Annotated in this window: 12 protein-coding genes; 10 read left to right on the top strand and 2 right to left on the bottom strand. The window is 50.8% G+C overall.

Annotated features, from left to right (window positions below; translation table 11 throughout):
* Positions 1-6: 6 nt before the first annotated feature.
* From OUO13_RS20025 to OUO13_RS02670, 5 genes are all read left to right on the top strand, one after another.
* Positions 7-90: a hypothetical protein gene (locus tag OUO13_RS20025; RefSeq protein WP_428982302.1), complete on the top strand. Its 84-nt coding sequence runs from the start codon at positions 7-9 to the stop codon at positions 88-90.
* A 5-nt stretch (positions 91-95) separates the two neighbouring features.
* Positions 96-620 carry a hypothetical protein gene (locus OUO13_RS02685; RefSeq protein WP_283172304.1) on the top strand — a complete coding sequence of 175 codons (525 nt, stop codon included), beginning with the start codon at positions 96-98 and terminating at the stop codon, positions 618-620.
* A gap of 90 nt (positions 621-710) precedes the next feature.
* The gene (locus OUO13_RS02680) at positions 711-1,427 is read left to right on the top strand and encodes a DUF429 domain-containing protein (RefSeq protein WP_283172303.1); all 717 of its coding nucleotides are present in this window, start codon (positions 711-713) and stop codon (positions 1,425-1,427) included.
* Positions 1,428-1,517: 90 nt separating this feature from the next.
* Positions 1,518-1,997, top strand: coding sequence for a DUF6714 family protein (locus OUO13_RS02675; protein ID WP_283172302.1), 480 nt, complete (start codon positions 1,518-1,520; stop codon positions 1,995-1,997).
* Between the two features lie 129 nt (positions 1,998-2,126).
* Complete coding sequence (locus tag OUO13_RS02670; protein WP_283172301.1) at positions 2,127-2,453, top strand: hypothetical protein; 327 nt, start codon at positions 2,127-2,129, stop codon at positions 2,451-2,453.
* Between the two features lie 460 nt (positions 2,454-2,913).
* Here the strand turns inward: OUO13_RS02670 and OUO13_RS02665 are convergent, their stop codons facing one another.
* A complete protein-coding gene (locus OUO13_RS02665; RefSeq protein WP_283172300.1) occupies positions 2,914-3,927 on the bottom strand; it encodes an IS110 family RNA-guided transposase in 1,014 nt (337 codons plus the stop codon).
* A 445-nt stretch (positions 3,928-4,372) separates the two neighbouring features.
* On the opposite strand from OUO13_RS02665, the gene OUO13_RS02660 reads away from it, so the two are divergent.
* The 4 genes from OUO13_RS02660 to OUO13_RS02645 all read left to right on the top strand — a co-directional run bounded on the left by OUO13_RS02660 (position 4,373) and on the right by OUO13_RS02645 (position 6,648).
* Positions 4,373-4,750, top strand: coding sequence for a hypothetical protein (locus OUO13_RS02660; RefSeq protein ID WP_283172299.1), 378 nt, complete (start codon positions 4,373-4,375; stop codon positions 4,748-4,750).
* A 241-nt stretch (positions 4,751-4,991) separates the two neighbouring features.
* Entirely contained in the window at positions 4,992-5,540 is a 549-nt protein-coding gene (locus tag OUO13_RS02655; RefSeq protein WP_283172298.1) for a helix-turn-helix domain-containing protein, read from the top strand.
* A gap of 5 nt (positions 5,541-5,545) precedes the next feature.
* Positions 5,546-6,289, top strand: coding sequence for an AzlC family ABC transporter permease (locus tag OUO13_RS02650; RefSeq protein ID WP_428982312.1), 744 nt, complete (start codon positions 5,546-5,548; stop codon positions 6,287-6,289).
* Entirely contained in the window at positions 6,286-6,648 is a 363-nt protein-coding gene (locus tag OUO13_RS02645; protein ID WP_283172296.1) for an AzlD domain-containing protein, read from the top strand. Before OUO13_RS02650 ends, OUO13_RS02645 begins: the two co-directional genes overlap by 4 nt.
* 70 nt (positions 6,649-6,718) lie before the next feature.
* Here the strand turns inward: OUO13_RS02645 and yegD are convergent, their stop codons facing one another.
* Positions 6,719-8,083: a molecular chaperone gene (yegD, locus tag OUO13_RS02640; RefSeq protein WP_283172295.1), complete on the bottom strand. Its 1,365-nt coding sequence runs from the start codon at positions 8,081-8,083 to the stop codon at positions 6,719-6,721.
* Between the two features lie 191 nt (positions 8,084-8,274).
* Here yegD and OUO13_RS02635 point away from each other — a divergent pair, with 191 nt between their 5' ends.
* Positions 8,275-8,925, top strand: coding sequence for a nucleoside/nucleotide kinase family protein (locus OUO13_RS02635; protein WP_283172294.1), 651 nt, complete (start codon positions 8,275-8,277; stop codon positions 8,923-8,925).
* Positions 8,926-8,936: the final 11 nt, after the last annotated feature.

Below are 8,936 nucleotides of genomic sequence, written 5' to 3'. Positions count from 1 at the left end.
GATTACATTGATGGCTTCTACAACCGATCACGCCTGCACTCTGGTCTGGGTTATCTTAGTCCGCTAGAGTATGAGGCGAAGAATGGATAATACAAATGTGTCCGCAAAAGCGGGGCAAGATCACCAAACTACGCGGGCTTGCCCTGTTTGTGGGGCTTTTAGTTCTAACCCCATTCTCACATGGAGCAAAAATGCTGCACCCCGACTTTCCTGTTATTGAGGGGCGATACCAAATGACCAAAGAGTGGTCGGTAACGCTTCCCGAAAAGTTCAACCGCCGCATTGAAGACGGCGACCTTGTTATTTGGCGGCCAGGGGTGACATTGTGGATCGCAGCATGGGGAAACGACAAAAACGAAAATGCTGATGTTCGTCTAAAGGCTACTCGCGACGATATTTCACCCAAGGCATTTGACATACAAACATCCAAGACAGACCACATCCTTCGTCTCACCTATCGCCTTAGAGAGGGGAATGAGCAAGGGGCTGTACCTGCTTATTATTGTTTTGCCTTTGGAGACACTGGACATGTGCAGATGGCAATCTATCTGGACCACGAGCGAGATGTTAAATCGGCGCAAACGATCTGTGGAAGTCTCAGTGAAAACAATGCTCGCTAACAATTCCATCAACACGGACTGGTTTACAGTGGGCTTCGCCTGCTTCCAGCCAGCCGGTTATGTCAGACGTTATACGCACTGGAGAAATTAATGGAACTTGCGGGTATAGATCTGGCGTGGCATGGAGAAAAGAACCCTTCCGCTATAGCAGTTGGTAATCTTGAACAAAATGTTCTTCATCTTTCTGAACTATATCCGGCTTGTATTGGTATTCGTGATATTATGAACATAAGTGCAAATGCGTGTGGTATTGCAATTGATGCACCCTTGATAATCAACAATGCTTCTGGTCAACGCGAGTGTGAAAAGAAAATTGGTTCAATGTATGGTTCAAGAGGTGCTTCATGTCATACATCGAACTTAAATTTATACCCTGATGCTTTATCAGTAAATTTTGCAAATGCACTGATTGCTCAAGGTTTCTCTCATCTAGACACGAACAAATGGATCATTGAATGCTATCCTCACCCATCATTGATCGAAATATTTGGTTTACCTGAGAGACTAAAATACAAAAAAGGCAAAAAAGCAGTCAAAATCCTTGGCCAAGTCAAGCTTGCGGATCTGATCAAATCGCTCTCTGAGAGTGAAATATTAAAATTCATAATACCCAAGCAGTTTGAGAAACACCTTGATGAAGCATATATAAATAAGCTAATTGGTAAATCAATCAAAACTAATGAGGATGTACTTGATTCAATTATCTGTCTTTATATTGCTGGCTTGTATCAGCTAAAAAAATCCGGTCGTCTTTTTGGTGACAAACAAAATGGTTATGTGTGGGTTCCGCAAGGAATGTGCGTATAACAAAAACTTGAAAGTGTACGGCACTGCGTGCCGCCATTTTAGTAAAAGTTAGGTGTGAATACAAAACTACATTGTACCGAGTCGGGAAATATGAAAAATGAAGACCTTAAATCTGATGAGATAATTAAGGTAATAACAAGTGTATTTGATAGCGTTGTACTCGGAAATGGAGTTGGCTTATTTCAAGCTCAAGCAATTGATGATTACAAATCAGAAGCAGAGCAGCAAGAATCAAGATTGAGCGATGAAAAACAAGATTGGCGCTTAATATCTATTGCAGATCTAAATAAATGCAATAGTAGCCTTAGTTTCTTTGACGCTGAAGGAATGCGGTTTCATCTCCCCGCATTTCTAGTTGCCGAATTAAAAGGCGAGTACGATTTTGGTATAGATTTTTGCCTTGCTCATTTGTCTGGGTATCGTGAATCGCAATTTTTATTATTGAACGCTGAACAAAGGGCATCTATAAGGGAACTATTGAATTACATGTTTAATTTAGACCCCGAAGGTTTCTCTAGCATTGACATTGTAAATGCATTGATAGGCTTTTGGTCTGAAGAAAATGATTAGGCGCCTAACAAATCGCTGAAGCACAGCGCTACGTGCGCTGGACAGAACTTAAGTCGCGGCTTTGTGGTTTTGCTGCGCAAAAGTAACCCACAAAACCACAACTTACAAACTGCCGTTGGGTACGTGTACATGAGCATGAAGCTAGAGCGGGCAAGGAAAAGCATCAAAGAGCTTAATTGTAGATTTCATAATCTAGAGTTCTCTCCTGATGGCATATATAGAGAGCTAGAAAAGCTAGGGGTAGATATCCAAGGGTCAATCCTGATCGAGATTTTTCCTGATTCAGGAGATACATATGTTGGTAAAATGATAGATCAAGACGGTAAGCTATTAGCTTTTGATATCGATTGTTCTGACCCTAAGTTCAGTGCTGTGATACAGATACCTTTCCCAAAGTTGACGCCCTGGGATATCGTATCTGTGGGGGTAGAGTTGCATGAAGAGCTATACAGTTAACAAGCCGCTGAAATTCCTTTTTCTACAGAGCATGTAATTGATATAGATCGCCCGCCAAAAGATTATGTGGAGTGGCAGCTTGGTCAAGAACCTGAACGTAGATGGTACGGAAAATAGCGCATAACAAGTGCGTACACGTGACCTCTGATCTTCCCCCGTTTTAACGGACATATATAGACGCTTCCCCGGTGTCAAGGATGACTTGGCCCTGACACCTGCCATATGCCCCTGATTTATTTCCTGTTAACCATCATTTGTTCGTTGCGATGACAGTGGCAGTTCTGACATATATCCGGCTTCTGTTCGGGATCTATTCCCGCAGCCCTGATGAAATCCGAACCCTGGCACCTTTAACACCCACTCGATCTGGCTACGCCGATCGTGTCCGTTTCAGGCTCTACCAGGGACGGATTGCCCCGTTACATCATCAAACAACGACTACCCGATGAGTTCTTGCTTTTCAGGCCGGATTAAAGACCGTTTGACGTGTCAAAACGCTCCAGATAATCCGTGCCAGTTTATGCGCAATGGCGACAACGCCCTTGTGTAATCCGCGACGCTGGACGATGTCTATCATCCAGCGCGCCAGATTCGTGTTTTCATTTCGCTTGGCCCAGCGCAATGTATGCCGTGCTGCCTGCACCAGTAGTTTTCGCAGATAAGCATCACCACGTTTGGTGACCCCTGACATCACCGACTTATGACCACTGGCCTTTTGCCTTGGTGTTAGCCCTGTCCACGCCGCAAAATCCCGACTGTTATGAAAGACCTCTGCATTGCCCACCGTACTTTTGATAGCGGTAGCAATATGAGCCCCAATACCGGGAATGGAAATCAGGTTCTGGCATTGCTGGTCCTGCTCTCCATAACGCTTTAAGTCTTCGTTTATGTGATTGATACGACGCGATAACAGATCGTATTCAATCAACGTCCAGTTCAACTCGGACTGCATCATGCCAGACAGTTCACCTTGCTCCAGTATCTCGCGCAACCCTTTGAGCACCGCGCTTATCCCGATTGGAAAAATATAACCGTAGTCCGTCAGCAGACCACGCATCTGGTTACACAATGCCGTGCGATCCTTGACCAACCGCTCGCGCATTCGATGCAAGCTCTGAACATCCTGTTGACCCAATGACTTGATCGGCACAAACCGAATGTTCGGTCTCATGGATGCTTCATAAATGGCCAGAGCATCGTTCTGATCGTTCTTGTTACCCCGCACAAATGGCGTGACATGCTGGGCAGGAACTAACAAAACCTGATGACCATTTTGCTGGAATAACCTGGCCCAGTAATGGGAGGAATAACAGGCTTCCATGACGACTCTCGACGGTGCTTGCTCAAGTATGAATTGCCTGAATTTTTCTCGGCTGAGCCGCAATTGCTTTGATACCTTGTTGTGCCCGGAGACAATACAGATCTGAAAAACTGACTTTGCAAGATCGATAGCGATGGTACTAATATCGTTCATGTGGATGCTCCTCATATTGACGTTTTGCTCGTAACAAAACCTTAGCGCTTTTGACGCTGGATCATATGGGGAGCGTCCATCTCATCACCTTTTGACGTTACAGAAGGTGCCCAATGCCAGCCTGCAAGAACCAGAGAAAGACAACGCAGTACTCGCTGGAATTCAAGCGATCAGCCGTTGAGATGAGCATGGAAGAAGATGTTCAGGTACAGGAAGTCGCAGTCCATTTGTGTAACCCTCCCGGATTTTTTCCGCTCATTGTTAGCGGTTCTCCGGGTTGGTTACTTGTCGAACGGTAGTCGGCGCTGGCTCAGTTGTATGTAATGTCGAACCAGGGCGCTTTACTGCCTACGAATACGTGGCGTTCGGTTTTTACCTGCGACACGTTATGTGCTATTGCGACACTATCTTCGGATCTTTGAGAACTAAATTGTGGATTAATTAGATGGTTAGAAAGCTAGCGAAATTATTTCTTCTCTTTGTGTTTTTGATTGTTTTGATTCCCGTTGTAGATCTGGCTTACTGTCGTGCCAAGATGAGTGTCGCGATCGACTATGACGACGAATTAGAGTATCGAGAAGGCCGTGTCTATCAGAAAGGGGCGGCTGCTGCTTTTACAGGTAAAGCATATCAAACCATGTGCGGTGATGATTGCGGCTTGTTTGGATGCTACGCTATACATTGGTACGCATCTTTTAAAGATGGATATCGTGATGGAGAGGTCCTCTTGCCAAACTCGGAACGATCAAATGACTACTTCTCAATGTCGTTGTTTTTTGGCGATTACAAAAGCGTATATTTCTTAAAGGGTGTGCGCACATAACAAGTTGCAGCATGCGGACCAAGCTACGGTGCACCAAAATATGGTCGCTGCGCTCTTTACCGAATTTTAGCAGCCGGTCCCGCTGTGTCAGCATAGTTGTCCGATGATTTTTTCATCTTAAAACCAACAGTGGGCGGCCAGGAGCTGAATCCCACCGGGCGACCGCTTTGCTCTGACGGTTGACTTTCAGTTGTTCTATATATAGAACGTTCGATATATAGAACAGCTGGAAGGCTATTTCATGGATAAACCCAACTTTGCCACCCTTGGCCAGAACCTGCAGTCGTTGCGGGTGAGCAGGGGGCTGTCGCTGTCTCAGCTGGCCAACGATGCCGGTATCGCCAAGTCTAATCTGTCCCGCATCGAGCAGGGTGAGGGGAATCCCACCATTGAGACCATCTGGCGTTTGGCCATGCAGTTGAAGGTGCCGTTTGGTGACCTGATTGCGCGGGCCGACATTGCCTTGGGCGAAAACGGTGTTCAGGTGCGTTTGATTGATCAGGGCAACGATAATCCGCGGGTGGATGTCTACTGGATGTCGTGCGCTCCACACAGCCTGCGCGAATCCGAGCCGCACTTTGAAGGCACGGTTGAGTCGGTCACCATGATCAGTGGTGAGGTGTTGGCCGGTAACACCAACGCCCCCAAAACGCTGCGCGCTGGCGATACCTTCAGCTTTGATGCCTCGCAGCCACACAGTTATCGAACCGGTGAGCTGTGGGCGACCATGGTGGTGGTGGTGACGTATCCCAAAACAACGCGGGAAAACCTGGCGAGTCACATCATATGAGCAATATGAGCAGCACTCGTGCAGGAGCGCAGCCAGCGGCCTGGTTGCAGGGTATCAAGGATGCCTTGCCGCTGTTGGGCGCTTATATCCCCATTGCGATTTCGTTTGGGTTGATCGCAATTCAATCCGGTTTTGGGGTGCTGGAAACCATTCTGATCTCCACCATTATCTACGCCGGTGCCTCCCAGTTTCTGTTTGTAGCCATGGTCGCGGCGGGTTCGCCGCTGTGGCTGGTGGTTATCATGACCTTGCTGATTAACGCCCGCCATGTGTTGTATGCCCCCAATCTGGCGGTGTATCTCGGCAATGACAAACGCTGGATACCGCTAATGCATGGCCTGACGGATCAGGTATTTGCGCTGTCGCACAGCCGGATGCCAGCCATGGCCAAAGATCAGCGCATGGCTTGGTACACCAGTGCTGCATTGGTGGCCTGGTTCAGCTGGATTGGTGGTACTGCGATTGGTGCCATCGCCGGTGAGGAACTGACCCAACGCTGGCCGTTGATTAACGATGTTTTGCCGTTTGCGTTGCCTGCGCTGTTTCTGGTGCTGGTGTTGCCGCGCTGTAATAACCGCATGTGGACCGCTGCCATTGCAACCGCTGCGGTGTTGGCTTTGGTGGTGAAGTTGTGTGGTTATCCGAATGTGGCAATTCCGCTGGCCGCCATGGCCGGAGCTATGGTGTTTTACGCGCTCAAACCGGCCCGTTCCGCGCAGGCTTCCCAATCGGCACAGGCTTCCTCATGAATACCGATATGAACAACGATATGAGTACCGAGATCTGGCTAACCCTGATCAGTATTGCCGTTGGCACCTATCTGCTGCGTCTGGTTCCGCATGTGTGGATGCAATACAAGCTGGCGCGGCATGAAAACAGTGACGTCAGCGCCAGTACACCGGATTGGTTAACGGTGATGGGGCCGGGCATGATCGCCGCCATGTTTGGGACATCGGTGGTGCCGATGCAGCTGAGCACGCTGTCGTGGATGGCAACCGCGGCAGGATTGCTGGCAACCCTGCTGGTCTGGCGCAAGACCCGCTCCATGGGGCTTCCGACGTTGGCCGGGGTGCTGGTGTTTGGTCTGGTGAAAGTGGTGTTTGCCTGACAACCGCTGGCGGTTGTTCAGGCAAGGTCTGGCAGGTTTAATGCCGCTGGATGCGGTGTTGCAGACGTTTTTAGCGGTAAATCTGGCGTGCCCATTCGGTGAGGCCCGACACCACGCTGCCGAAGTGGTCGCCGTCGAGCAATTGCACGTCACCGAGGGTGCGGGCGACCGCTTCACGGATGATCGGTGAACGGGCGCTACCGCCGGTGACAAAGATCAGGTCGGGGCGGGTGCCAGCCTGTTGTACTGCTTCACTCATCAGCTCGGTGATGCGGGTTAGCGGGCGTTCGATACTGGCTTCCAGCTCGCTGCGCAGAATGTCGGTGCCGAGGCCTTTTTCAACAAAATCGAGGGTAACGCGCGTGCTGTCGGCATCCGACAGGGCGATTTTGGCTTCTTCGGCGAACTTCACCAGCTGCTGGTTCTGTTTATTGTTACGCAAACGGATCAGGCGGCCTATCACCTCTGGCTGCAGGCAGTCGCGTTGCAGCTGTTCCAGATACAAGCCGGTTTCGAGGCTGCTGAAGCGGGTCAGGGCGCTGACATCGTTGGTGCTGACGGCGTCCAGAAAGGTTTTGGTTGGCATGGGTTTGCCGCTTTTTAACGGCGCGGTCATACCAAACAGTGGCATCAGTTGGCGGCCAGCCAGCTGGATATCAAGGTCGTTACCGCCGACACGTTCACCGGTGTGGCCAAGGAAGTCGGCGCTGCGTTCGGCTTTGCCGCGATGATCCGGGCCCATTCGCACCATGGCGCAGTCGCTGGTACCGCCACCAATATCCACGACCAGCACGGTGCGGTTTTCGGTCAGTTGCTGTTCAAAGCTCAGACCGGCGGCAATCGGTTCGTACTGGAACTCAACATCGGTGTAACCGGCACGGCGGGCGGCAGTGGTCAGAATCGCCAGTGCCTGACGGTTGCTCTGTTCACTGTTGCTGCCCTGGAAGTTCACCGGACGGCCAATCACCGTGCGAGTCAGGCTCTGTCCCAGGGAACGTTCGGCGCGTTGTTTGATGGTTTGCATCATCGCGGTGACGATGTCTTCAAAGAAGTGCACAAACTCCGGGCGCAGACCGCTGGCACCGAGGAACGACTTCGGGGATTTGACGAAATAACCGAACTCCGGATCAGCGAAGTAGTGACCAAACGCCTGCTGGCCCACAAACATCACGGTTTCGTCGGCTTCAATATCGTGCTCGCGGCGCGCGCGTTGTGCCAGTTGCAGCTGGCCACGACGGCTGGTCACAAACTCATCCCGGGCAGCACCTTCTGGCAGCTGTTTGCCGACCTGCTCGCAGATCAGTTCGCGGGCCATGGAGTACAGCGCCGAAGGCATGAAGTTCTTGTCGCCATCCACTGCCAGTAACCGCACGCCGTTGTGGTCGGGTACGCCCATGGCGCAGTTGGAAGTGCCGTAGTCAAAACCGCAGATCATGATTGCCTCGTCAGCCCCTGCAAAAAAGCCGCGCAAGGTATCACAGTAATATGACCGATAACAGTTTGTTCAGTGTCTGGCAAAACGACGCTGGATTGGTGTTGCCGTCAGGCTGGAGCGGGTGAGTGCCTTGGCGTAGTCTGCGCGTTTTGGTCGGGCGCAGGTTGCGCTTTTGGAATAGGGAGCCGGGTGTGGAAAATCCGCTGAGTCGTTTGAATCAACAGCTGCAGAGTCTGGCGCCGGGACAGCAATACTGGATTGGTCTGGTGGGTGCTCCCGGCAGTGGTAAAAGCACGTTGGCGAGCTGGTTGCAGCAACAGCTGGGCGACGATCTGCTGGTGCTGCCGATGGATGGTTATCACTATTATCGCCAGCAACTGGATCAGATGCCGGATTCTGACTGGGCTTATAGCCGTCGGGGCGCGCCGTTTACCTTTGATGCTGAGCGCTGTGTGCAGGAGCTGCTGGCGGCGCGGCAGTCAGGGCAGGGGCTGTTTCCCGGTTTTGATCACGCCGAAGGTGATCCGGTTGAGGGAATGTACCCGTTGTTGCCGAACCGGAAACTGGTGCTGGTAGAAGGCAATTATCTGCTGCTGCAGGAACTGCCGTGGGCGCGTCTGAAGGACGAGGTATTTGATGAAACCTGGCTGCTGGATATCGATCTGGCGGTCAGCAATCAGCGGGTGTTTCAGCGCCATTGCAGCCTTGGCATGAGTGCCGAGATTGCCCGCCAGCGGGTGGATAGCAACGATGGCCTGAATGCGGCGCTGATTCTGCAGCAATCGCGGCCACGCGCGGATATTCGCTGGTCGCAGGCGGTGGTGGATGCCCTGCTGGCCTGACTATGAAACCT

This window comes from Parathalassolituus penaei, from assembly GCF_026626885.1.
In the GTDB taxonomy this organism is placed as follows: Bacteria; Pseudomonadota; Gammaproteobacteria; order Pseudomonadales; family Oceanobacteraceae; genus Oceanobacter; species Oceanobacter penaei.
Note: the sequence above shows the minus strand (reverse complement) of the source record. Positions and strands in the feature narration are given on the sequence as shown.